The organism is Nitrospirota bacterium, from assembly GCA_035516965.1.
Lineage (GTDB): Bacteria > Nitrospirota > UBA9217 > UBA9217 > UBA9217 > MHEA01.
Window position 1 is genome coordinate 1 of sequence record DATIZR010000074.1, and the last position, 25,131, is coordinate 25,131.

A 25,131-nucleotide genomic window follows, 5' to 3' on the forward strand; every position below is an offset into this window, starting at 1 on the left:
AACCTTCATCCCCCACGCGGCGTTGCTGCGTCAGGCTTTCGCCCATTGCGCAATATTCCCCACTGCTGCCTCCCGTAGGAGTCTGGACCGTGTCTCAGTTCCAGTGTGGCTGATCGTCCTCTCAGACCAGCTACCCATCATTGCCTTGGTAGGCCATTACCCTGCCAACTAGCTAATGGGCCGCGGGCTCATCCTTAAGTGATAGCTTATAAATAGAGGCCATCTTTTACCTCAGGGACTTTGGTCCCCGTGGTCTTATTCGGTATTAGCCCCGCTTTCGCGGGGTTATCCCAAACTCAAGGGCAGATTACCCACGTGTTACTCACCCGTGCGCCACTTTACAATCTGTATTGCTACAGACTTCTCGTTCGACTTGCATGTGTTAAGCACGCCGCCAGCGTTCGTTCTGAGCCAGGATCAAACTCTCCAAAAAAATCTGATCCTTAAGCAATGTTACTCAAGGTAACTTGACTGTTTGTTTCTCAAAACCCGCCATCTCCAAAGACCGTAAAGCCCTTGGAAGATATGCACCTATTTAGTTTTCAAAGACCATGTTTCTGCACACTTCGCAGAATATCAATACTAACTAATTTATATTAACTTGTCAAGAAATTTATTCAGCTGGTTGAAAATTAGTCTCTGCCTGAAATGCTCGGTTGGTTTTCTTTAACTTCGAGGTTTTGCCCGAGGTCTACCGCCGAACGAGGGCGCAATTTATCACAAGCATATTTCTGTGTCAAGACTTTTTTATCACAACGATAATTATTTTTCATTTCTTAGGTATTATCTGCACAAATCGTTTTTTCCCAACCCGTAACGTGTAAAAACTGGTTGCCGACAGCTCCGCATTCACATCCATGATAGGCTGTTGGTTCACCTCCACAGCACCCTGTTGTATCAGCCTTCTAGCCTCTGAGTTGCTCGTTACTGTCCCCGATGTTGACATAAGCTTGACGAGTTTCATGGTTTCGCCTTCCCAGACAACCTCAACAACGGGGATATTCTCCGGCATATCTTTCTTGCTAAAGACCTTCTCAAATTCTGCTCGGGCCCTTGCTCCTTCACCGGGACCACAGAACCGATCAACCAGCTCGGCGGCAAGCTGTTTTTTTGCTTCCATGGGATGGAGCAAACCGTTTTTCACGTCAGTATTGATCTTGTCCAGTCTCGGCAGAGAAACAGAACTGACCAGCTCATAGTACCGCATCATGAGGGTATCGCTCGTCGACATGATTTTCCCGAATACTTGCCCGGCGGGCTCACTGATCCCGATGTAATTCCCGAGGCTCTTGCTCATTTTGTTCACACCGTCGAGCCCTTCGAGGAGCGGCATCATCACGATGCACTGCGGTTCCTGGCCATATTCCTTCTGGAGTTCCCGGCCTACGAGGAGATTGAACTTCTGGTCTGTTCCGCCAAGCTCCACATCCGCCTTCAGCATCACCGAGTCGTAACCCTGGATGAGCGGATACAGGAACTCATGGATGCTGATGGGAAGCTCGGACTGATAGCGCTTCTTGAAATCCTCCCGCTCCAGCATGCGCGCAACCGTGTGTCTCGCGGCAAGCTCGATCATCTGCTCCGCCGACATCTTCGACATCCACTCGCTGTTGAAGACGATCGACGTCCTGGCAGGGTCGAGGATTTTGTTGATCTGCGCCTGATAGGTCTTCGCGTTCTGGACGACCTCTTCCTTCGACAGATGTTTTCGCGTCTCGGACTTTCCGGTCGGATCGCCGATCATGCCGGTAAAATCCCCGATCAGGAAAACAACCTCATGTCCGAGCTCCTGGAATTGACGCATCTTGTTCAACAGGACCGTATGCCCCAGATGGATATCAGGCGCTGTCGGATCGAATCCTGCCTTGACACGCAGTGGTATCCCTGTCGAAACTGACTTTTCGAGCTTTTTAAGGAGATCCGCTTCAATAATGATCTCTACGGCTCCGCGCTTTATGATATCCAGTTGTTCTTTGGCCGAAATCATGTTTCGTTTCTTCTCTGGTCAGTTATGTTTCTTCGCGAGTTCAAGCACGATATCCGTCATGAGCGGATGAGATCCCACCAGCTCCGTGACCGTGATCCCGACATCCGGATACTGCATTCGCGCCTTCTCGATGAGCGCGGGCAGATCCTTCGTTACATGGGCTCCAGGCTGTAAAAAGAACGGGACCACCACGATCATCTCGGCCCCCTCCTTCACGCATTGCTCCAGCACTTCATCGGGGCCCGGCTTCATATACTGAAGAAATGCATAGGCCACGATCTCGAAGCCGCCGCTGCCTTTTACTTCGGAAGCGACCCGCCGGATCGTTCCGTCGGCATCCACATTTCGGCTGCCATGTCCCAGAAGTATGACTGCTTTTTTCATCCAAACACCATGAGGAAATGAGAGTGCTTTTCTAGCACAGGCTGGTAAAAATGTCAATTCAGAATGAAGTTTATCACGCCGATCGGGGGGGGCAGGCCCGCTGTCAATAATAAAAAAGGGGCGGGTTTGCATCCCACCCGCCGTCAACAATACACATCTCTAACCTATAAGACTATTTCTTCTTGGCCGATTTCTTTGTCGACGCCTTTTTGGTTCCGCATTTTTTACCACATGCCATACGATCTTCACCCCCTTTCGCAATGCAGGTGCTGTCTGTATCAGATCAGAGAACCTTCAGCACCTCCTGCGCATCCTGCACATCCTTGCGGATCTGCTGCACGAGGGCGTCCGCGTTCGAGAATTTCTCTTCTCCTCGCAATCGTTTCACGAAAGAGACATCCATCGACTTTCCATAAAGATCCTCATTAAGATCGAACAGATAGACTTCGATCGATACCGGTCCGCTGTCAAAGGTGGGCCGTATGCCAATGGATGCCACCCCTTTGATATCGCACCCGCCAACATGGGCGATGACAGCGTAAACCCCGATTCCCGGGATCAGTTCATTCGCGGTCTTCAGATTCGCCGTTGGGAAACCGAGTGACTGGCCCCGATGCGCGCCGTGCACGACCTCGCCTTCAATGGCATAGTGCCGTCCGAGCAGGCGGGCCGCCTCTTCCACACGCCCGTTCACCACAAGATCACGAACCGCCGAACTACTGACAACAACGCCGTCCACCCGGACCGGCTCGATGACTCCGACCTCAAATCCATAGGCCTGACCCATCCTTTTCAGAGACTCGATGCTGCCCTCCCGGCCCTTGCCAAAGGCGTAGTCATAGCCGACATACACCTCTCGCACCCCGAGCAATTTGTGAAGCACTTCACGGGCAAAATCCTCTGGGTTCTGATCGGCGAAGGAGCGGTTAAAATGAGCACAGACAACGACCTGGATACAGGCTGCCTCAAAGAGGCGCATTTTCCCGTGAAAGGTATTCAAGAGGCGCGGAGACCGCTCGGGTGCCAGCACTTTGAGCGGATGCGGTTCGAAGGTAAACGCAATACTCGTCCCCTTGATCCTTGTTGCGCGCTCAACGACCTTTTGAAAGATCGCCTGATGCCCAAGATGAACACCGTCGAAGTTCCCGAGCGTGAGTACCGGGTTTGGAAGCCGCTCGGTATAGTTTTTTACGCCGCGGATGATCCTCATTGCGCTGGGATAATCGCACACTGTGACGAAATTGTCAACCTCGGCCTGCGCAAAAGGTGTTGACATCAAAACAAGCGCTGTGTTATAAAAGAGGTCTTTTGAAGGCCGTTTTAAGCGCCTCTTCCGGCAAGGATTCGATCAATGGCAACCATAAGACCCCTCAGGGGAATTCTGTACAACCAGGCAAAAGCGGGGCGCATAAGCGAACTCGTCTGTCCGCCGTATGACATCATACCGCCAATCGAGCAGCAGGAACTGTACCGGAAAAGCCCCCATAACGTCATACGGCTCGAATTCGGGCTGGAAAGCCCCGGCGATACCGATACGGACAACCGGTACACGCGGGCGGCCGCCTTCCTCGACGAATGGCTGAGGACCGACATCCTCCGCAAAAGCGAAACCCCGGCAATCTATGTCTATGAAATGGAGTATCCTGCAGGAACCGAGACCAGGAAACTCCGGGGCATGATCTGCCTCGTGCGGATAGAGGATTACGATTCGGGTGTTGTCAAGCCGCACGAGACCACACTGTCCGGCCCCAAGACGGACCGGCTGAAGCTGCTGAGGGCCTGCAACGCGAGTTTCAGCCAGATATTTTCACTCTTTTCGGACCCGGAGAACAGGGTGGCAGCCATCCTAGGGAGGGTCGGCGGGCGGCCCGATATGGATGTCAAGGACAGCGATGGTGTCCTCCACAGGATCTGGACAATAACCGACACAGCTGACATCGCCGCAATTGTCCGCGAGATGGCGGACAAGCCGATCTTCATTGCCGATGGTCACCATCGATACGATACCGCGCTCAACTACCGGAATGAGCGCCGGATCGCGGCTGGATCGTATACCAGCGATGAGCCTTACCAGTATGTTGCCATGTACCTCGCGCGGCTTGAGGACCCCGGGCTGACGGTTCTGCCCGCTCACCGCGCCCTTTTCAACCTGTCCGGTTTCGACCCGAAGCGCTTTGAGGACGATCTGAACCGCTACTTCAATATTGAGCGAATCGACTTCGACCGCAAATCAGAGACCGCGGACCGCCGGACGGTTCTGGACACTATGGCTCACCGTGCCGAGCGCGCTCATGTGTTCGGGATGCGGGTCAAGGGAGAGACAAGCTACTATATCCTGACCCTCAGGAACGAGTCGGACATGGATGAGGTGATCCCGGACAGGTCTGCGGCATACCGGCGGCTTGACGTCTCGATCCTCCATCACCTGATCATCGACAAACTGCTGGGCGTAAAGATGGCGACTCACAAGCTCGGCCTGAACATCGAATACATCAAGGACGCTGCCGATGCTGACGAGCGCGTCCACGACGGACTCGCTGAAATTGTTTTTTTCATGAACCCGACCAAGGTGCGGGAGGTAAAAGAGGTGGCATCGGCCGGTGAACGCATGCCTCAGAAGGCGACCTATTTTTATCCCAAGCTCCTCACGGGCCTGGTGATACACAGGCTAGAATAAGGTCATCGGTGAAAGCGCAATTCGTAGAAGGATCAAACCCATTTCCGTCATTTTGAAATTTACAATTCATCAGTCCCAAGGAGGCTACCATGGCTGTCAAAGTTGCGATCAACGGATTCGGACGTATCGGCAGGAACGTGTTCCGCGCTTCGCAGGGCAATAAGAACATCGAGATCGTTGCGATCAACGACCTTACGGACACGAAAACGCTTGCGCACCTGCTGAAATGGGACTCGACCTTCGGCGAATTCCCGCATGACGTAAAGGCCGGAGACGGCAAGATCGTGGTCGATGGCAGGGAGATCGCCGTCGTAGCAAAAAAGGACCCCGCGGAACTCCCCTGGAAGGACCTCAAGGTCGACATCGCCCTGGAGTGTACCGGCCTGTTCCTGGACAAAGCGAGCGCCGGCAAGCACATCACCGCGGGCGCTAAAAAAGTGCTCATCTCCGCGCCGGCCAAGGACCCCGATGCGACCTTCGTGATCGGCGTGAACGAGCAGACCTATGATCCGGCAAAACACCACATCATCTCGAACGCGTCCTGCACTACAAACTGCCTCGCGCCCTTTACCAAAGTGGTGCATGAGAACTTCGGCATCGTGCACGGCCTGATGAACACGATCCACTCCTACACCAACGACCAGAAGCTGCTCGACCTGCCGCACAAGGACCTCCGCCGTGCCCGCGCAGCCTGCACGTCCATCATCCCGACCTCGACCGGCGCGGCCAAAGCCGTTTCGCTCGTGCTGCCGGAACTGAAAGGCAAGCTCGACGGTCTGTCGCTCCGCGTACCCACGCCGGACGTCTCGGTCGTGGACGTCGTTTTCGAGGTTTCCAAGAAGACCACGAAGGAAGAGGTCAATGCTGCGCTTAAGGCCGCTGCCGAGGGCAAACTGAAGGGCATCCTCCAGTTCGAGGAAGCGCCGCTCGTTTCGATCGACTTCAAGGGCAACGCGCACTCCTCCATCGTGGATGCGGCACTCACGAGCGTCATGGAAGGTACCATGGTGAAGGTGATCTCCTGGTACGACAACGAGTGGGGTTATTCGAACCGGCTCCGCGATCTGGCGATCCTAGTGGCGAAGAAGGGCCTGTAAGACCTGACAGGGAGACAAAAAGGCAAGCTTTTCTCGGTGTCTCTGTGGCTGATTCTGGAGATTGCATATGGACAAGAAGACGATCGAAAAGGTGGACCTCAAGGGCAAGCGGGTGTTCATCCGTGCGGACTTCAATGTACCGCTCGACGAGAACGGCAACATCACCGACGATACGCGCATTCGTTCCACCCTGCCGACCATCAATTACGCCCTTGACGCGGGAGCGAAGGTGATCCTCGCATCGCACCTGGGCCGGCCCAAGGGCAAGCCGAGCCCGAAGTACAGCCTCGCGCCGGTCGCAACGCGCCTGTCACGCCTCCTGAGCAAGGAGGTCCAGTTCGCGAAGGACTGCGTGGGACCAGACGTGGAACACCTGGTCCAGGGCATGCGGCCCGGCGACGTGCTGCTCCTCGAGAACCTGCGGTTCCATGCCGAGGAGGAAAAGAACGATGAGGCCTTCTCCAGGGCCCTCGCCGCCTTCTCCGACATCTACGTGAACGACGCCTTCGGCACGGCTCACCGCGCCCATGCGTCCACCTATGGCATCACCAGGCACGTCAGGTATTCCGTAGCGGGCTTCCTGATGAAGAAGGAGATCACCTATCTCCAGAAGACCGTGGCGAACCCGGTGCGCCCCTTCGTCGCCATCCTGGGCGGCGCCAAGGTATCGGGCAAGATCGGCGTGATCGAGAACCTCAAGAACAAGTGCGACAAGATCATCGTGGGCGGTGCCATGGCCTTCACCTTCATCAAGGCCCGCGGCCAGGAGGTCGGCGGCTCGCTCGTGGAAACCGAGATGCTTCCGATGGCGCAGAAGATACGCAAGAGCCTCCGCGAGAGCGACGTGAAATTCTACCTGCCCGTGGATTTCGTCGTTGCCGAGAGCATGAATGACGGTGCGACGACCAAGATCGTCACCTCCCAGGAGATCCCCCAGGGGTGGGTCGGCCTCGACATCGGACCTGCCACGACGCGACTCTTCTCGGAGGCGCTCCAGGACGCGAAGACCATCATCTGGAACGGCCCCATGGGCATGTTCGAGAAGGACGCCTACTCGCGCGGCACATTCGCCATAGCGCGCGCGGTGGCCGACTCCTATGCGACGACGATCGTGGGCGGCGGCGACACCGACGTTGCCGTGCACAATGCCGGAGTGTCGGACAGCATCACCTTCATCTCGACGGGCGGAGGAGCCTCGCTGGAACTGCTTGAAGGCAAAGAGCTCCCTGGCCTTGCGGCGCTGACGGATGATAAGGAATAACGATAAATCCAAAAGGACAAGTCTCGCGGTTCTGATCAGATCCAACGCTCGAGATGAACAGGGAGAGCGATTCAATCTCTATTGCCTGAAGTTTGATTGAAGTCTGAAATTTGAGCCTCATACCGGGAAAACCATCGGCAGGCTTTCCAGAAAGCGGGTACCTCCCATGAATCAAAGAAGAATACCGATCATTGCCGGCAATTGGAAGATGAACAAGACATCCCGGGAGGCACGCGAGCTTGCGGCGAGTCTCATTCCGCTCGTCTCCGTCGTAAAAGATCGGGAGATTGTGCTCGGCCCCCCGTTCACGTCTCTTCAAGCGGTGAGCGAAATTATCAAAGGCACGAACATCGCCCTGTCGGCCCAGAACATGCACTGGGAGGACAAAGGCGCCCTTACCGGTGAGATCTCAGCCGAAATGCTGTTGGATTTGGGATGCCAGTATGTTATCATAGGCCACAGCGAACGCCGTCAGTACTTCGGGGAGACCGACGAGACGGTGAACAAAAAGGTGAAGCAGGCGCTCAGGAAAGGCCTGCGGCCCATCCTCTGCGTGGGAGAAACCCTCGCCGAGCGCGAGGGCGGAAAACTCCAGGAGATCATCAACCGGCAGATCACCGGCGGCCTGAATGACATCGGAGCCGGCGACATGAAGAAGATTGTGATCGCCTACGAGCCGGTCTGGGCTATCGGAACCGGGAAGACAGCCACCCCCGAACAGGCGAATGAGGTGCATGCGCTGATCCGGCAGCGGGTAAAAGCCCTGTACCGGGAAGAGATCGCCGACGGTCTCCGGATCCAGTACGGCGGCAGCGTGACGCCCGAGAATGTCTCGAGCCTGATGGCTATGCCGGACATCGATGGCGCACTCGTAGGGGGGGCAAGCCTGAAACCCGAATCGTTCGCCGCTCTGGTCAATTTTCGGTAATCATCGTACTGCAGAGATCGCTGAGATTTAACCGCTCACAGCGCAGATCAAAGTCCCTCTCGGCGGATTCCGCGGTGCGGGAAATATATTAAGGAGGGTACACGCTCATGCTTCGCATTTTATTGATAACGGTCCACGTCATTGTATCGGCCATCCTGGTGTCGATGGTCCTTCTCCAGAAGGGTAAAGGAGCTGACATCGGCGCTGCATTCGGCGGTGCATCGCAGACCGTCTTCGGCCCTCGCGGGGCGCAGAGCTTTCTGGCAAAGCTTACGACCGGTGCGGCCATCCTGTTCATGTTCACCTCGCTCGGACTGGCGATCACGTCGTCGAAGAAAAGCTCCGTCATGGAGGGAGTACGGCCGCCCCAGCAGCAGACAGCTCCTGCGGCTCCTCTCGCCCCACCTGCTCAGCAAGCACCTGCTCCCGCTCCGGCAAAATAGCCATTGCTGCAGTTGAGTGCGTGTATCATACAGGGTAGGCTTTGCCTACCCTTTTATTTTTTCGTTATGATGATCATTAAACGACTCAAGAAGATTCCTTCACCACAGAGGACTCCGGGGGAAAAGCATGACCGCCCGCTTTGTTCAAAAACTCTTTGCTCTTTTCCGCGCTCTCTGTGGTTAATCATTTTTGTCCTTGGCCTTCTTCTTTCCGCCTGCGGCCAGAAGGCCGAGAGGAACCCGAACAGTTTCGTCGAGAGCTCGATCGGTGACGCCCGCCGGCTGAACCCGGTCATCGCCAATGACTCCGCCTCGGGGACGATCAATGACATGGTCTTCAACGGCCTGGTCAAGTATGACAAGGACATCAGGCTCATCGGCGACCTTGCGGAAAAATGGAACGTGACCAACGGGGGCAAGACCATCACGTTCCATCTGCGCAAAGGCGTGAAATGGCACGACGGCGTGGAATTCACGGCCGAGGACTGCCTCTTCACGTACCAGAAATTCATGGACCCGAAGGTCGCCACTCCGTACAGCAGCTCCTATATGGACGTTGCGAAGGCGGAAATCGTGAACCGGTACACGTTCCGGGTGACCTACAAGGAGCCCTTCTCGCCGGCGCTCGAAAGCTGGGCCGCGGGCATGATCCCGAAGCATCTCCTCGAGGGAAAGGACATCAACACCGACGCATTCAACCGGAAACCCATCGGAACGGGGCCTTACCGGTTCAAAGAATGGATCGCGGGCCAGAAGATCGTGCTTGAGGCGAACCCGGACTACTTTGAAGGCCGGCCGAACATCGACACCTTCCTGTACCGGATCATCCCGGACAGCACGACCATGTTCCAGGAACTGCTGTCCGGCGGCGTGGATATGATGGGTCTGACGCCGCTCCAGTACCTGAGGAAGAGCGAGACGCGCAGGATCAGGGAGCATTACGACAAGTTCCGCTACCCGGCGAACGCCTATACATACCTGGGGTACAATCTGACCAACCCGCTGTTCGGCAGCATTGCCGTCCGCCAGGCGCTTTCGTACGCGATCGACCGGCAGAGCATCATCGACGGCATCCTGCTCGGCCTCGGCAAACCCTGTACCGGTCCCTTTTCGTACGTCTCCTGGGCTTACAATCCCGACGCCCGGAGCTACTCCTACGATCCCGGACGCGCCCGGCGCATGCTCGCCGAAGAGGGATGGCAGGTCGGGTCGCAGGATGGAATGCTCGCAAAAAACGGCAAGCCCTTCCGCTTCACGATCCTGACCAACCAGGGCAACAACGAACGTATTCATGCCGCCGAGATCATCCAGCAGAACCTGAAGGCCGTGGGTATTGACGTGAGCATCAGGGTCATGGAATGGCAGGCCTTTCTCGAACAGATCGACAAGCGTTCCTTCGATGCGATCATTCTCGGCTGGAGCATGGGCCGCGATCCGGACCTGTACGACATCTGGCATTCGAGCAAGACCAAAAAGGGAGAATACAACTTCATCGGCTACAAGAACGCCGAGGTCGACCGGCTTCTCGTCGAAGGACGGAGGACCTTTGACCTGAAAAAAAGAAAGAAGATCTATTACCGCATCCATGAGATCCTCGCGGAGGAGCAGCCCTATGCCTTCCTCTATGTCCCCGATGCGCTGCCGATCGTGCACAGGCGGTTCAAGGGGATCGAGGTCGCGCCGCTCGGCATCATGTACAACTTCATCCACTGGTACGTGCCGAAGGATCGGATGGAGTGGTAGCCGAAGCTTTTTTTATGTCTATTATAAAAGTCCACAATCTCACCAAACATTTCAAGACCCTGACCGCTGTCGACAACATCTCCTTCTCCGTGAACGAAGGCGAGGTCTTCGGCTTTCTCGGGCCGAACGGCGCGGGAAAGACAACGACCATCAACATCCTCTGCACGCTCCTGTCCCCCACGGGCGGGAGGGCTGAGATCGCCGGCCACGACTGTACAAAGGATCCCGACGAGGTCCGCGCAGCCATCGGCCTCATCTTCCAGGACACCACGCTCGATGCCGGCCTGACAGCCTACGAGAACCTCAAGTTCCATGCGTACCTCTACAATCTGGACCGGAAGCTGACCGAGCGCCGGATCGACGAGATGCTCGCCGTGGTCGCGCTCCAGTCCCGGAAGCACGACCTGATCAAGAACTTTTCGGGCGGCATGAAACGCCGCCTCGAAATCGCCCGGGGCCTGCTCCATTACCCGCGGGTCCTGTTCTTGGACGAGCCGACCATCGGACTCGACCCTCAGACAAGGAACACCATCTGGGACTTCATCGATCAGCTCAGGAAAAAAGAGAAGATCACCGTCTTCATGACCACGCATTACATGGAGGAGGCGGAGAACTGCGACCGCATCGCCATCATGGACCACGGCAGGATCATCGCGCTCGACACTCCCCCCCGGCTCAAGGAAATGCTGCATGGTGACATCATCACGCTCGTGACCTCGGACAACCAGCGCGCCGCGCGGGAAATAGAGCGTGTCTTCAACAAGAAGACCTGGGCCGAAAACGACGGGGTGTGCATCGAGGCGGAGAGGGGCGACGAGTTCATTCCCAAGCTCCTGCAGGCGCTGTCGGTCGAGACCCGTTCGGTCGGGCTCAAGAAGCCGACGCTGAACGATGTCTTTCTCCGGCTCACCGGAAGAACCATCAGGGATGAAGGGCTCCAGAACGACCGGGAGATAACGCGGGAATTCGTGCGCAGCCACCGGAGGGCGCAGCGATGATCCAGCTCCGGCCCATCTACGTGATATGCCTGCGCGAGTTCAAGAAGTTCTTCCGCGAGAAGAGCCGGCTCCTGGGGACCCTTGCCCGTCCCGTTCTCTGGCTGTTCGTCGTCGGCAACGGCATGAGCTCGCTCATCAGACCGCAGGCGGGCTTCTCGTACCTCCAGTTCATCTTTCCCGGCATGATCGGCATGACCATCCTGTTCTCGTCGATCTTCTCGTCCATCTCGATCGTCTGGGACCGTGAGTTCGGGTTCATGAAGGAAATGCTGGTCGCACCCATTTCGCGGCTGTCCATCGTGATCGGCAAGGCCGTCTCGGGGACCCTGATATCCGTGGCCCAGGCCGTCATCATCCTGTTCCTCATCCCCTTTCTCGGCATTCACGTGACCATCGCGCAGTTTGCCGAGGTCGTTGCCGTGTCCCTGCTGGTCTCATTCTGCATCACGTCGCTCGGCATCCTGATTGCCGCCCGGCTCACGTCCTTCGACGGCTTCAACATCATCATGAACTTCCTGGTGATGCCCATGCTGTTCCTCTCGGGCGCGATGTATCCGGTCTCGGCCATGCCTCCCGCGCTCCGCCACCTTTCCCAGGTCAACCCCCTGACCTATGGCATAGACGCCTTCAAGCACGCTCTTCTCCTGAACGCCACGCCACCCCTCGGCCCCGAATTCCCGATCTCCCTCGATCTTTTCATCGTGGCTGCGGTCTCGGTCATTATGATCACCCTTGCCGCACTGTCGTTTCGAAGCAAAGAATAGCCCTTCTTTCACAGGATTCACGCAAAAATCCCTTGAGTTTTATTCAATAACATACTATTATTGTTGCTTGCAATTCAGCATCCACTACTATTTGACAGGCTAGGGTAAGGAGACCATCGATGTCCAGAGCAGACAGGTTCATCAAGGCATGCAGGCGGGAGCCCGTGGACTGCACGCCCGTATGGATGATGCGACAGGCGGGCAGGTATCTGCCTGAATACCGCGAGATCCGCGCGAAGCACACCTTCCTTGAGATGTGCAAGACGCCGGAGGTGGCTGCCGAGGTGACCGTTCAGCCCGTCCGGCGCTACGAGATCGACGCGGCCATCATCTTCGCCGACATCTTGCTGCCGCTCGAGCCCATGGGCATCGGCCTCGAATTCGCCAAAGGCGAAGGCCCGGTCATCCACAACCCCGTGCGGACCATGGCCGACGTGCAGAAGCTGAAGCCCATTGATGCCGCATCCCAGATCGAGTATCTGATGAAGGCCATCAAGCTCGTGCTCAAGGAATTGAACGGCAAGGTGCCGCTCATCGGCTTCTCGGGTGCGCCGTTCACGCTTGCAAGCTACATGATCGAGGGCGGCGGCTCCCGGAACTACGAGCACGCCAAGGCCATGATGTTCTCCGAGCCGAAGGCCTGGCATACGCTCATGGAGCATCTTACCGGCGTCATCATCAATTACCTGGACGCCCAGATCGACACGGGCGTGCAGGTCGTCCAGCTCTTCGACTCTTGGGTCGGCGCGCTCGGGCCGAGCGATTACCGGGAGTTCGTGCTGCCGCACCAGAAGAACGTTATCGCCGGCGTCAAGAAGACGGTGCCGCTCATCCACTTCGCCCACGGGGCGACCCATCTCCTCGAGATGGTCTCTGAGGCCGGCGGAGACGTGATCGGCCTGGACTGGCGCTGCGACCTCGATGTGGCCTGGAACCGCGTTGGACACCACAAGGCTGTGCAGGGGAACCTCGACCCCGTGACCCTCTTCGGCTCCAAGGAGTTCATCCGGAAGCGCACCCGGGAGATCCTCGACCGGGCGGGCGGCAGGAACGGCCACATCATGAACCTGGGCCATGGCATCCTGCAGCAGACGCCGCTCGACCACGCCGCTGAGTTCATCAACGCGACGCACGAACTGAGCAAGAGATAGGGTTCGGGGCCCCGAGCCAGGGTCCGGGAATTCGGACTGTCCTGGCCTCCCTGTCCCTGCATTTTCATGTCCAACCACACAGCCGTCATACTCATCGCCCTGGGCGGGCCGCGGTCGCTCGACGAAGTGGGCCCCTTCATGGCCTCGTTCATGGGGCGTCCTGCCCCTGCCCCCGTGGTCGCCGCCGTCGCCGAACGGTACAAACTGATCGGAGGCGGGTCGCCGCTGCCCGACCTCGTCAAGGCGCAAGCCCAGGCCCTTGCCGCGGAACTCGGCAGCGGCTTCCGCGTGTATGAGGGCTTCCGGTACTCCTCCCCCTCCATCGGAGTGGCTTTCGAGAAAGCGGTCCGGGAGGGCGCCAAACGCGTGATCGGCCTCTCCCTGTCTCCCTTTGCCACGGAGGTGACCACCGGCGTCTACCAGTCGGCCTTCGACCGGCTGAATGAAGGGTCCATCGGCAAGAAGTTCATTGCAAGCTGGCACGATAACCCTCATTTCATCGATGCCTGGGAGGAACGAGTTTTTGACGGCCTGAAACGCTTCTGGACCGGAGAGCAAAGACACGTAGTGGTGATCTTCACCAGTCACAGCATCCCCGTGCGGTACATCACGGCGGGCGATCCGTACAAGCGTCAGGTCGAAGAAACCATTCAGCTCGTTGCAAACAGCCTTGACCTCAAACACTGGCGCGCGGCCTGGCAGAGCAAAGGCGCCCGCGCCACCGAGCCCTGGCTCGAACCCGGGGTCGAGCCCACACTCGACGCCATCGCCCGGGAGGGCTTTCGCTCGGTCCTGGAAGTTCCCGTCGGCTTCACCTGCGACCATCTGGAAACACTGTACGACATCGACATCGTGCACCGGGCGCACGCGGAAAAACTGGGTATCACGTTCGAACGGGCTGAATCGCTGAACACCTCGCGGCTCTTTATCATGGCACTGGCTGAAATTGTGAAACAGGCAACGTAATCTTTACTGAGCGTAAAAAGATCGAACGAACGTCGTTGAGGATGCATTGTTCAAATAATTAATCTGCACGTTTTGAAACAAGCTATGCTTAAAAAGCATTCGATGGCTTATCTGCGTTCATCTGCTCAAATCTGCGTCCACAAGGGGTTCTTATGACAAAAACAATCATCGTAGGCGGCGGCATCGCCGGGCTGGCCGCGGCCGTCCAGCTGAAGGCCGGGGCCAAGGCGCACAACAAGCAGGCCGATGTGCTGCTGCTCGAAAAGAGCGGCCGTATCGGCGGCAAGTTCATCTCCGAGAAGGTCGGCCAGTTCACCATCGAAGGCGGGCCGGACAGTTTTCTTCCCGAGAAGGTCTGGACCGTGAACCTCGCCAGAAACCTCGGCCTGGAACCGGAGATGCTGCCTTCGAACGACCAGTTCAAGGGGACCTTCATCTACTCCCGGAAGCGGCTCCACTCCCTGCCGGAAGGCGTAATGCTCATGGTGCCGACGATGTTCATGCCCATGGCGAAATCGAGACTCATCTCCTGGCCGGGCAAGATGCGCATGGGCATGGAGATCTTTGTGCCGAAGCGCAAAGTCATGGAGGATGAAAGCCTCGCCACGTTCGTGACGCGCCGCCTCGGCCGCGAATGCCTCGAGAAAATCGCGGAGCCGCTCGTCGCCGGGATCCACACCTCGAACCCGGACAACATGAGCGTACTCGCCACGTTCCCGCGCTTCGTGCAAATGGAACAGAAGAGCGGCAGCCTGATCCGCGGCATGCTCGCTTCCATGCGAAGCAGGCCCCAGGCAACGCTGAGCGGTCCGCCTCCCAAGCCCGGCGCGCCGAAGATGACCTATTTCATGAGCTTCAAGAACGGCATGGAGACCCTGTCGCAGGCCTGCGCCGATGCCATCGGCAAGGACTCGATCAGGCTCAATACTTCCGTGAAGGCCGTCGAGCCGCGGGGCACGGGGTACCGCGTGATCCTGGAGAGCGGGGAAGCGCTCGAGGCGGACCAGGTCGTGCTCGGCACAGCTTCCTACGATTCAGCGGAAATGGTCAAGGGATTCGACGAGACCCTTGCGGCCCAGTTGAACCGGATCGAGTGGTCCTCGTCGGCCACGGTCTCGATCGCGTTCCGGAAGGAGGACGTCAAGGTACCGCTCAAGGGCTTCGGGTTCATCGTCCCGCGCGTGGAGGGCAGGCGGATCAACGCCGCAACCTACAGCTCGATCAAGTGGTCCTTCCGCGCGCCCGACGACCATATCCTGATCCGCGGCTTCGTGGGCGGCGGTCATCACGAGGATCTCGTGCAGGAGCTCGACGACGCCGGCATGACCACGATGGTGCTCGAAGAGCTCGACGCGATCCTGGGGCTCAAGGCGAACGCGCAGTTTTCGAAGATCTACCGCTGGATCAAGGGCATGCCGAAATACACGGTAGGGCACCTGGACCGGGTCGGCGTGCTCGACCGCACCATCTCGACCCACCCGGGACTGCATCTCATCGGCTGTTCCTACAAGGGCATCGGCATCGGGGACTGCGTGCATGAAGGGCAGATCGCGGCGGAGAAGATCCTGAAGGGGTAGGATGATGAACCACTTCATGGACGTCAAGATCTATTACGAGGACACGGACTGCGGAGGCGTGGTCTATTACGCGAACTACCTCAAGTATATGGAGCGCGCGCGGACCGAATACCTCGCGAGCAAAGGCTACTCGGTCAGGAAGCTCGCGGACGAGGGAACCATATTCATGGTGCTCAGGGCGGAGATTGACTATAAGTCTCCGGCCCGGTACGGTGACGTCATCGAGGTCGAGACCTGGGTCCGTGATATCACGCGCGTGACCACGGTCTTCGAACATATCATGCGGGAAAAGAGCTCCCAACGCGTCCTGGTGGAATGCAGGGCGAAAGTCGTTTACGTGGACCCACAGGGCAGGCCGAAGCGGCTGACCGAGGAATACGTGGAAAAGGTGCAGTAACGGCACTCTCTTCGCGTCACGGATCACAGCTTACAAATAAGTTCCAATCGCCACGCTGCTGTCAGCAATCCGTAGCATCTTCCTGCCGGGCTCCTGGTACGTTCTGTTCATGTGCACTTCGTATTGAGAATTTCAGGCATCGATCCGATTGAGGGAACTCATCCGTTGACCGGCCAGGAAATCCATACTCTCGACAGCATGTCTCTGCGTGGCGCGGGTGTCGTGACCGTTGCTCAGGACAAACGAGGCGCCCGCTTCAATCTGGACAGTCTCCTGCTCGCCGATTTCTGCCGCATCAAGCCCTGGGACCGCATCCTGGAACCGGGCACGGGAACGGGCATCGTCTCCCTCCTCCTCGCGAAAAAACATCTTCGCTCTCACCTGACCGCGGTCGAGATCCAGCCGGCCCTGGCAAGGCTGTGCCGCAGGAATATCGTTGACAATGGGCTCGAGGACCGGGTCCAGTTAAGCGAGGGAGACCTGCGGTCGATGAAGAGGGATCTCTCGTCCGCTCTCTTCGACGTCATCGTTGCGAACCCGCCCTACCGGCGGAACGGGGCCGGGAAGCAGAGTCCCGGAGAAGAGCGCCGGGTGTCCCGCCAGGAGCGCCAGGGAAGTCTTTCCGACTGGCTGGACCTCCAGCGGTTCCTGAAGAACGGGGGGCGCTATGTTGTCGTTTTTCCCGCAGACCGGCTCGCTGAACTGCTCCCCTCGCTCCGGAAGCGGGGACTCGAGCCGAAGCTCATGCGCCTCGTCCACCCCTTCCGTGACAAGCCTGCGTCGCTCGCATTGATCGAGTCCGTGAAGGCCGCGGGGGTCGGGCTGCGTGTTCTTCCGCCGCTCGTCGTTCACCAACCCGGATGCGGGTTTACCGGGGAGATGCTCGGAATTTATGGTCAGTCCGTCTGAGAAGGATCGTCCCGCGAAGAGAGCTTCCCGTCTGCCCGTTCTCCTTACCTCGCCGTGCTCACTGCCGCCTCAGAGTTCCCGTTGATTTTTCGTCGTGTCCTCTCTATAATCATGACGATCATGCCGGATTGGCGGCTGAGCGCTTTTTATTCATCAGCAGGGCGGAATGCAGAGAACCCGGCCTTTTTTCATTTTCGTCCTAACCCGGAAGCTAAAGGCGTCTCTCGCGGAGCACGCAGAGTTTATAACCAAAACCCGAAAGTCTTTCATGGCAAATTATTTTTGATTTTCTCTGCGAGCTCTGCACCTCTGCGAGAAATTTTCTTGCCGTTTTGTAAAGAATTTGATTTGTTAGTTACTAAGACCGCCTGAAGCGTTCCACGTGCAGGCATTCAGACCGTACGAGGGGACATCACCATGCACACAGCGAAATTTCTTCCTCCCCGCGCCGCTCCCGTCCTCGACCGGGACCGCCTCCTGAACCGCCTCCACGCGTGGGATGACAAAAAGCTCGTGATCATCCACGGCCAGGCCGGGCAGGGGAAAAGCACCCTGGCGGCCGGCTTTGCACGGGCAACGGAGTCGCCTTTCTTGTGGTACAACATGGACCAGGAGGATGAAAATCCGGCGCTCTTTCTTTCCTCCCTGGGACAGGCACTGCAGCTCGTCTTTCCCGGCCTTGTCCCCGCTCTCCCGCGCATCTCCCATGACCGGCACGGTGTCGAAGCTCTCAGGCACACGGCGCGTCAATGGGTCCGCCAGGTTTTCGCTTCGCTCGCCGCTCCCTGCCTTATCATTTTCGATGATCTCAATAATACGTCCTGCTCTCCCGAGCTTCTGCAGGTCCTCGCAACACTCTTCGAGGATGCGCCGTCCCACGTCCGGTTCATGGTCCTTTCGCGGACGCGGCCGGAACTGGCGATCGCGGGTCTGAGGGCAAGGCGGGCCGTCGCGGAGATGTCCGGCAGTGATCTCAAGTTCAGTGATGGCGAGGCGCAGGACCTCTTTAGTTCCGTGTTTGGAATGCATCTTGCTCCGGATGATGCCGCCCTTGTGAACAGGACAGCCGAAGGATGGCCCACGGCGCTCGTGCTGATGCATGAATACCTCGCGACTGCGTCGGCCCCCCTGCACGAATCCCTGAAGGGGCCGGGCAGGAACGCCCTCCACGCCCACGTCTTTGACTATCTGGCCCAGGAGGTCATTGCTCACCTGCCTGCGGACCTTCAGCAGTTCCTGCTGCGGACCTTCGTCTCCGACCATCTGCCGGCCCCGCTTATGACGCAGCTCACCGGGCTCCCCCAGGGAAAAACGGCCAGCCTCCTGGCCGAGCTCCGGCGGAGGAACCTCTTCATCGCCGCTGCCGACGACGCCGGCACGGTCATCCGCTATCACGCGCTCTTCCGGGAATTCCTTTCCAAAAAGCTGTGGACTTCCCTGAAGCCGTGTGAAGCCCGGAAACTGTACTCCCGCGCATCCGTCTATTTCGCACGCTCAGGGGACGCGGTGCGGGCCGTCGACCTTTTGCTCGCCTCAGGCCAGTTCGCGCAGGCCCTTCGCCTGATCGAGACCTCGGCACCGGGACTGATCTCCCGGGGGAAGACGCAGACACTTCTCCGCTGGCAGGGAGACCTTCCCAAAGATAACCGCAACCGGCCCTGGTTCCATCTGGCGCGTGCAGTTTCATGCCGGTTCACGGACCCCCGTGCCGCCCTTTCGTTCTTCGACCTCGCACAGAAGGGCTTCCGCTCCCGCACCATTGTTCCCAGCCGGGGTTCGGGTCTGATGCTGTCCCTCTGCGGCATCATCGAACAATGCTTCCATACGGGCGGCGACTTCAGCCGTATGGAGCGCACAGCGCGCCAGGCGCTCACGATCCTCAGCCGGGGCGCCCGGGAGCCCCAGGTGGCCCGGGCCAGGCTCCATCTGGCGCTCGGCATGGCATGGTTCTTCACCGGGAAGCTGCAGAAGAGCGCGGACTCGCTGACGCGGGCGCTCGATCTCTTCGGGAAGCAGGGGGATGTCTTTTACCAGATCACGTGCGCTGTGTACCTGACGCCCTGCGCGCTCTACGAGGGCGATTTCCCTCTTGCCCGAGAAGCGCTCCGGAGAGGCTTCGAAGCTCATGCCGCCATCCCCCACGAGATGGGCAGCAGGGCCGCGCTGCTCCTGACCAGCGCCATGACCGCGCTGTTCGAGGGCGATTTTACGGAAGCTCAGGAACGCATCGACGAATGCAGGAGGGTGGCGGACAGCCACACCCTGGAATCCATCGGTTTTCTCTCCCTTGATATCGAAGGGTGGCTCAAGATCGCGCAGGGCGATTACCGGGCGGCCGAGGTGCTGCTTGGCGAGTGCAAGCGCAGGGGCTCCCAGTCCGGCAACGAGTTCTTCCGTGCATCAGCGTCGCACCTGCTCGCGATCACCTATCTGTTCCAGGGGAAGCTGCGGCAGGCAAAATGCGAATCGGACTCCGCCCTCGCGGTCCGATCGTAGTCCGGGAGCAAGCTGTTCCACGCGATCTACCTGATCGCCAGCGGGGCGATCCATCTGAAGTCCGGGAAACTGCAGCGGGCCGAGCAGGAGTTGACGTCCGCACTCCGTTCGCTCAGGAGCCTCAGGGCCGCCCAGCAGGAGGCGAACGCCCACCTGATGCTGGCCATGCTGTACGAAAAGAAGAAGAAAAACGATCTCGTCCTGCGTCATCTCGCCGAAGGTTTTTCCATCGGCCAGGACCGGGGCTTCACCTATTACGCGCTGCTGACCACCGGGGAGCTGAGGGACCTGGCCCGGAAAGCCGCGACTGCGGGCATCTGCACGGACTACTGCACGTCCCTGGCCGGAGACCACGGGACCGGAGCCGGGTATCAGCTCCTGTCCGTACAATGCCTCGGCGGGTTCAAGGTATTCCGCGGCGGCAAGCCCGTCAGCGACGGGGAGTGGAAGAGCAAACGCGCCAGGACCCTGCTCAAGCTGCTGGTGGCGCAGGACGGCAAGATCTCCCGGGAGCTAGCCGCGGACATTCTCTGGCCGGCAAAGGGGTCGCAGAACGGAGGCAGCCTGCTCAACGCCATGCTGTACCGGCTCCGGAAAACGCTCGACCCGCGGCCTCTGGCAGGGAGGGACATCTTCATCATCCGGCAGCAGGGCGACCTGCTCGGGCTCAACCGGCGCCGCGTCCGCACCGATGTCGGGCAATTCCTTGCGCAGGCCGAACACGTTGCCCGGCTGAGAACGGCGCACCCGCGGAAGGAGCTCCTGAAGGAGTACGAAAAGACCCTCTCGCTCTATGCCGGAGATTTCCTGCCCGAAGACCTTTACGCCGGATGGAGCGCCGAGACGCGGGACCGGCTGCGCCTGCAGTACCTGCGCACGCTCGAGGAGGCGGGCACCCTTGCAGATTCGCTGGGAGAGGGGGAAAAGGCCGTAGCTCTTCATGAGACGCTCTTCCTGGCAGACCCCGCGAATGAGCAGACCTGCCGCTGGCTGATGGCCCGGTACCGTGCTTCAGGACAGCGGACAGAGGCGATCCGGACCTACGAACGGTGTGAGCGGGCCTTGAGCCGTGACCTGGACCTGGAGCCGGAGGAGCGGACGAAGAAATTATTCCGGAGCATTATTGGAGGCTAATTGAAAACTGGCAATATGTCATTGCGAGGAGCGATTTTTGCGACGCGGCAATCTCGAAGTTCTTGATTTATCTAAAACCGATATTGCGGAGTTTATCCCGGGCCACAAAGCGAGATTGCTTCGCCTTCGGCTCGCAATGACGGCGCGGGATCTCTCGCAAAAACGGCTAAAGCCTGCTCGTGATACTGCTTCGGCTTTCGTGCATGGCTTTGAGGAACTAACAAGTCAAATTCTTTACAAAACTGCAAGAAAATTTCTCGCAGAGGCGCAGAGCTCGCAGAGAAAACCAAAAAATAATTCGCCAGGAAAGACTTTCGGGTTTTGGTTCTAAACTCTGCGTCCTCCGCGTGCTCCGCGAGAGACGCCTTTAGCTTCTGGTTCTGATTCGGCTTGTCCGGGTTAGGAACTATTCCTGCTTCTTCCTCATCAGAAAATAGAGCTCCCCTTCCTGCTGCATGTATCCCGCGCCCAGTTCCGCCTCCGGCCCCTGGCCCCAGAACAGGTCGACCCTGCCCGGACCCCTGATGGCGCCCCCGGTGTCCTGGTTCACGACGAAACGCGTAAAGGGCACCCACCCTCTGATGATGTTGTTCTCGATCACGGGTTTCTCCGTGGCGATCAAGGCAAGCGCGCCCTTGGGAAAGAGTTTGCTGTCCGTGGCAATTGAGCGGAACGGCGTGAGCGGCACGCCGATGTTTCCCACCGATGGTCCGCTCCCGGTCTTGAAAAAAATATAGCTGGGGTCCTGGGTCAGTATGTCCCGGATCTGCTCAGGATTATCACGCAGGTACTGGCGGATCATCTGCATGGACATCGCTTCCCGCGGGATAATGCCCGAATTGATTAAATAGCTGCCCACTCCCTTGAAGGGTCTTCCGTTCCCCCCGTCATAGAGGATGCTCAACACCATGCCGTCCCCGAGGTCGACCTTTCCCGATCCCTGGACCTGCAGAAAGTAAATGTCCACGAGGTCGTTGCACCACAAGATCTCCAGGTCCTTCTTTGCCAGCGCGTTCTTCCGGTCGATCTCCTCGCGCGAGAAGTAGGGGATCACCTTTTTCCCCTCGAGCCTGCCGAGGAGCTTGTTCTTCGGGAACCCGTTCCCAAACTGGGTCAGGTCCACTTCGATGATATCGTCGGGACGGCGGTAGAGGGGATACCGGAAGACGTCATCCGCGGCGAGCCTGCAGGACAGGTGCGGTTCGTAATACCCGGTGAAGAGCACCCTGCCGCGGCCATTCGACCCCACTGACCGGTAGAGAATAAAATTCTTCTTGATTTGCCTGGCCTTTTCCGCCTCGCTCAGGGATCCGTTCTCGATGATGAGCAGAAAGTTCTGGATCGTCAGGGTCATATCCAGGGCGGTCACATGATCGGAGCCGAAGGGGAGCACCGTGTCCGGCGGCAGTTTCCGGTAGTACTCCAGGCTCTGCCGCGCGGCGCCGCTCATGTCCCTGAACCCGCGGTCATCATTCGGCGCAGCAGCGCGCCACCAGGAGATCCGCTCCAAAGCGTCTTCTGGTTTCGAAACCAACACCGGTCGCGCACAGGAGGATAGCAGAACAAGGAGGAGAATCGCGGCGATACGTTTTAGTGGGTAGTGGACGTTCATGGGATTCCCAGGTTTCGACGATAGGTGTTGATGCGGTACTGTATGGCTTTTTCCCTTTCTTGTCAACAGCCGGTGCGGCGGAGACTGGACAGCGTTGCTTCATCACGCTTTACATCTCTGCCACCCCTGCCACGGCCTGCTGCTGTCAACCCTTGCGGTCCAGTCCCCCGTCCACTTCCCGCACATCCGCCCTGAGCGAGTTCCACTCCGGCTCATGCCGGTGCTGGAGGGACCGGGCCCTGTCCTTGTCGCTGTTCGCGTAGCAGTACAGGCACCCGTGGCCGCACGTGTCGTAGGCGCCGATGTCCGTGCTCCGTGTGCACCCGCATTCCCTGCGGGACGCCGCTGCCCGGACATCGATGGGGCTGCCAAAAAGCAGCGAGAGACGCCTGCCGTCGATGCAGCGCACCTTCCCGATCTGCTCCGATACGAGCCCGTCATTGCAGCAGGCCATGAGTCTGATCCCGTACCGGGCTGCCTTTTCCGCGAGCCTCTCGGCATATGCCCGCTTCACGTCCCCCGAGAGATCGACGAAGGCGTGGTCGGTGTACTTTTTAAAGTTTTCGATGGCCTTGCGGTAGGGATGGGCGAAACTGATGATGCACTGCTTCGCATGCCCCTGCAGAAGCTCGGCGCACCGCACGAAGCGCTCCTGGTGCGTCTCGAAGGACAGTTTGTCCGTTATGCAGACCGGATCGTACCGCCAGATGATGTGGTCCGGCGAGTAGCGTCGGGCGATATGGATATAGTCCCCGACCGCCTCTCTGGGGTCCGGAACGTGGAATTCGAGCTCATGGTTCCCCGTGATGGTGAAGTGGAAGAAGAGGTTCCTCGTAGTCTTCTCGACATCTTCCAGCCTGCCCAGGAGCTGACCATAATTCTTCGACCAGAAGACCAGCGCGTTCACGTCCCCCGGGAGGAGCGAGACACGTGACATCCGTCCGGAGTAGGGCTGCTGGACATAGACGAAGCCGGCCCTGAGCCGGTTCACGAACCATTCCGAATAGAATCCGGGGATATCCGTCCTTCGGCTGGCCGATATCACCTGGGCCATGATTGTTTCTCCCTGAGCACGTGATACTATAAATCCGAGCGCGCCGGTTGTGAAGAAAAATGTCACAGATGACCCCTTTTCTTTTTATTTGTTTTATCGTATTATAGTGAGCACTTACATTATCTCCGGAAATCGCCGAGGGAGCCCTATGAGACGTTTTCCCATCATAGCCTTGTTGTGCTCGATCCTGATCCCGTCCGCAGCCGGGGCCCTGACGCTCGAGGAAGGGCTCAGGATCGTGGCCGATTCCGGCAGGGACGTGAAGATCGCCCGGATGCAGGAGGACGCCGCGCGTGCCGGCGTGTCCCTCGCCCGTTCTCCCTGGCTCCCGCAGGTGAGCGTCTACGGCAACGAGACCCGTCTCAGGTATCAGCCCACGGCGCGTTTCGGCTCCGTTGTGGCTCCCACGTCGCAGGACCAGTTCCTCACCTACGGCGTAACCGCGAACCAGCTGCTCTATGACTTCGGGAAGACCTCGTCTTCCATTGACGCGGCCGGCTATAATCTCAAGGCGAGCGAGATCGAGACCCGGCGGACACGGAACCGGTCTGCGCTCGATTTCATTCTCGTCTACTATGATCTCCTCGAGTCCGAGAAGCTGCTGCAGGTGGCCGCGGAAGAGGTGAAGCAGTACGAGGCGCATAAGCACGACGCGGACGTGCGTTATGCCGGCGGCGTAGTGACCAGGAACGAGGTACTCCAGGCCGAAGTGGCGCTCGCCGATTCCCGCCAGCGCTACCTGGTTGCCGAGAACAGCCGGTCCCTCCTGGCATCGCGGGTCAACAGCCTCCTGCTGCGCCACCTGGACGAGCCCGTTCAGCCGGAAGAGGTCAGGGAGAGCCCGTCGGCAGGAATCACCCTCGACGCCGCCTGGGCCGTGGCCGAGGCGGAGAGCCCTGAGCTCCAGGCGCTCGATTCGGACATCCTGTCGAAGGAGGAGAGCATCAAATCCACCCGGGCCGAATATCTCCCCACCTTTTACCTGTCGGGGGGGTACCAGTACCAGGAGAATGAGTTCATGGTCTACCCCCGGAACTGGTCGCTCATTGCCGGCGCAAGCTTCAACCTATTCTCCGGGGGGGCAACCAGCGCGCGGGTCCACATCGGAACAAGCGAGCTGGCATCGCTCAGGGCAACGCGGGACAAGATCCTGGACGCCGTGCGGCTCGACGTGAAGGGGGCCTATCTCAACCTCCAGAGCTCGACGCAGCAGATCGAAGTGACGAAGACGGCGGTCACCCAGGCCGAGGAGAACCTCCGCCTGCAGCGGCTCCGGTACCAGGAAGGCGTGGGTACGGCAACGGAAGTGCTCGATGCGGTGACGCTCCTGACCGCCACGGGGACCGGCACCTGGAAGGCCCGGTATGGGTTCGCCCGGGCCGAGGCGGGCCTGCTCTACGCAATGGGCAGGGACCTTACGGGAATGTATGGGAAGTAGCGTTTTCCCTGAATGCGGGGAGGTTGCCCGTTCGGGTCCCGGTTCCGCCGTATGCGCCGGGACGGCGCCGGGTCGGTGTCCGTCGATACGGCCTCGTTCCGATAACGGGATCGTG

23 protein-coding genes and 1 rRNA gene are annotated in these 25,131 nt (G+C 58.8%); 18 read left to right on the top strand and 6 right to left on the bottom strand.

Annotation, left to right across the window (positions count from 1 at the left end; translation table 11 throughout):
• The 4 genes from VL197_11660 to VL197_11675 all read right to left on the bottom strand — a co-directional run.
• Positions 1 to 433, bottom strand: a 16S ribosomal RNA gene (locus VL197_11660); the annotation flags it as partial.
• Between the two features lie 336 nt (positions 434 to 769).
• On the bottom strand, positions 770 to 1,984 hold the full coding sequence (tyrS, locus tag VL197_11665; protein HUJ18637.1) for a tyrosine--tRNA ligase: 1,215 nt from the start codon (positions 1,982 to 1,984) through the stop codon (positions 770 to 772).
• A gap of 21 nt (positions 1,985 to 2,005) precedes the next feature.
• Entirely contained in the window at positions 2,006 to 2,371 is a 366-nt protein-coding gene (locus tag VL197_11670) for a CbiX/SirB N-terminal domain-containing protein (GenBank protein ID HUJ18638.1), read from the bottom strand.
• Positions 2,372 to 2,654: 283 nt separating this feature from the next.
• The gene (locus VL197_11675; protein HUJ18639.1) at positions 2,655 to 3,647 is read right to left on the bottom strand and encodes a bifunctional riboflavin kinase/FAD synthetase; all 993 of its coding nucleotides are present in this window, start codon (positions 3,645 to 3,647) and stop codon (positions 2,655 to 2,657) included.
• A gap of 75 nt (positions 3,648 to 3,722) precedes the next feature.
• Between VL197_11675 and VL197_11680 the strand changes: the two genes are divergently transcribed.
• The 17 genes from VL197_11680 to VL197_11760 all read left to right on the top strand — a co-directional run bounded on the left by VL197_11680 (position 3,723) and on the right by VL197_11760 (position 21,243).
• Positions 3,723 to 5,048 (top strand): DUF1015 domain-containing protein, encoded by a 1,326-nt coding sequence (locus VL197_11680; GenBank protein HUJ18640.1) that lies wholly within the window; start codon positions 3,723 to 3,725, stop codon positions 5,046 to 5,048.
• A gap of 89 nt (positions 5,049 to 5,137) precedes the next feature.
• Entirely contained in the window at positions 5,138 to 6,145 is a 1,008-nt protein-coding gene (gap, locus tag VL197_11685; protein ID HUJ18641.1) for a type I glyceraldehyde-3-phosphate dehydrogenase, read from the top strand.
• Positions 6,146 to 6,212: 67 nt separating this feature from the next.
• Positions 6,213 to 7,406 carry a phosphoglycerate kinase gene (locus VL197_11690; GenBank protein HUJ18642.1) on the top strand — a complete coding sequence of 398 codons (1,194 nt, stop codon included), beginning with the start codon at positions 6,213 to 6,215 and terminating at the stop codon, positions 7,404 to 7,406.
• A gap of 166 nt (positions 7,407 to 7,572) precedes the next feature.
• Positions 7,573 to 8,334: a triose-phosphate isomerase gene (tpiA, locus tag VL197_11695; protein HUJ18643.1), complete on the top strand. Its 762-nt coding sequence runs from the start codon at positions 7,573 to 7,575 to the stop codon at positions 8,332 to 8,334.
• A gap of 107 nt (positions 8,335 to 8,441) precedes the next feature.
• On the top strand, positions 8,442 to 8,777 hold the full coding sequence (secG, locus tag VL197_11700) for a preprotein translocase subunit SecG (GenBank protein HUJ18644.1): 336 nt from the start codon (positions 8,442 to 8,444) through the stop codon (positions 8,775 to 8,777).
• Between the two features lie 330 nt (positions 8,778 to 9,107).
• Entirely contained in the window at positions 9,108 to 10,520 is a 1,413-nt protein-coding gene (locus VL197_11705; GenBank protein ID HUJ18645.1) for a peptide-binding protein, read from the top strand.
• Positions 10,521 to 10,534: 14 nt separating this feature from the next.
• Entirely contained in the window at positions 10,535 to 11,518 is a 984-nt protein-coding gene (locus tag VL197_11710; protein ID HUJ18646.1) for an ATP-binding cassette domain-containing protein, read from the top strand.
• On the top strand, positions 11,515 to 12,282 hold the full coding sequence (locus tag VL197_11715; GenBank protein HUJ18647.1) for an ABC transporter permease: 768 nt from the start codon (positions 11,515 to 11,517) through the stop codon (positions 12,280 to 12,282). The genes VL197_11710 and VL197_11715 overlap by 4 nt, the downstream gene beginning before the upstream one ends.
• Positions 12,283 to 12,401: 119 nt before the next feature.
• Entirely contained in the window at positions 12,402 to 13,433 is a 1,032-nt protein-coding gene (gene hemE, locus VL197_11720; protein HUJ18648.1) for a uroporphyrinogen decarboxylase, read from the top strand.
• Positions 13,434 to 13,499: 66 nt separating this feature from the next.
• Positions 13,500 to 14,399: a ferrochelatase gene (gene hemH / locus VL197_11725; protein ID HUJ18649.1), complete on the top strand. Its 900-nt coding sequence runs from the start codon at positions 13,500 to 13,502 to the stop codon at positions 14,397 to 14,399.
• 152 nt (positions 14,400 to 14,551) lie between these two features.
• Positions 14,552 to 15,976, top strand: a complete 1,425-nt coding sequence (gene hemG / locus VL197_11730; GenBank protein ID HUJ18650.1) for a protoporphyrinogen oxidase — start codon at positions 14,552 to 14,554, stop codon at positions 15,974 to 15,976.
• Positions 15,977 to 15,992: 16 nt separating this feature from the next.
• On the top strand, positions 15,993 to 16,373 hold the full coding sequence (locus VL197_11735) for a YbgC/FadM family acyl-CoA thioesterase (GenBank protein HUJ18651.1): 381 nt from the start codon (positions 15,993 to 15,995) through the stop codon (positions 16,371 to 16,373).
• Positions 16,374 to 16,538: 165 nt separating this feature from the next.
• Positions 16,539 to 17,282 carry a methyltransferase gene (locus VL197_11740; protein HUJ18652.1) on the top strand — a complete coding sequence of 248 codons (744 nt, stop codon included), beginning with the start codon at positions 16,539 to 16,541 and terminating at the stop codon, positions 17,280 to 17,282.
• Positions 17,283 to 17,402: 120 nt separating this feature from the next.
• Positions 17,403 to 17,654, top strand: a complete 252-nt coding sequence (locus tag VL197_11745; protein HUJ18653.1) for a hypothetical protein — start codon at positions 17,403 to 17,405, stop codon at positions 17,652 to 17,654.
• A 45-nt stretch (positions 17,655 to 17,699) separates the two neighbouring features.
• Positions 17,700 to 19,778, top strand: coding sequence for an AAA family ATPase (locus tag VL197_11750; GenBank protein HUJ18654.1), 2,079 nt, complete (start codon positions 17,700 to 17,702; stop codon positions 19,776 to 19,778).
• A gap of 90 nt (positions 19,779 to 19,868) precedes the next feature.
• Positions 19,869 to 20,912, top strand: coding sequence for a BTAD domain-containing putative transcriptional regulator (locus tag VL197_11755; GenBank protein ID HUJ18655.1), 1,044 nt, complete (start codon positions 19,869 to 19,871; stop codon positions 20,910 to 20,912).
• Between the two features lie 37 nt (positions 20,913 to 20,949).
• Positions 20,950 to 21,243, top strand: a complete 294-nt coding sequence (locus VL197_11760; protein ID HUJ18656.1) for a hypothetical protein — start codon at positions 20,950 to 20,952, stop codon at positions 21,241 to 21,243.
• A gap of 75 nt (positions 21,244 to 21,318) precedes the next feature.
• Here the strand turns inward: VL197_11760 and VL197_11765 are convergent, their stop codons facing one another.
• Positions 21,319 to 22,422, bottom strand: a complete 1,104-nt coding sequence (locus tag VL197_11765) for an MltA domain-containing protein (protein HUJ18657.1) — start codon at positions 22,420 to 22,422, stop codon at positions 21,319 to 21,321.
• A gap of 247 nt (positions 22,423 to 22,669) precedes the next feature.
• The gene (locus VL197_11770; GenBank protein ID HUJ18658.1) at positions 22,670 to 23,578 is read right to left on the bottom strand and encodes a DUF1848 domain-containing protein; all 909 of its coding nucleotides are present in this window, start codon (positions 23,576 to 23,578) and stop codon (positions 22,670 to 22,672) included.
• A gap of 148 nt (positions 23,579 to 23,726) precedes the next feature.
• On the opposite strand from VL197_11770, the gene VL197_11775 reads away from it, so the two are divergent.
• Positions 23,727 to 25,016: a TolC family protein gene (locus tag VL197_11775; protein ID HUJ18659.1), complete on the top strand. Its 1,290-nt coding sequence runs from the start codon at positions 23,727 to 23,729 to the stop codon at positions 25,014 to 25,016.
• Positions 25,017 to 25,131 lie beyond the last annotated feature (115 nt).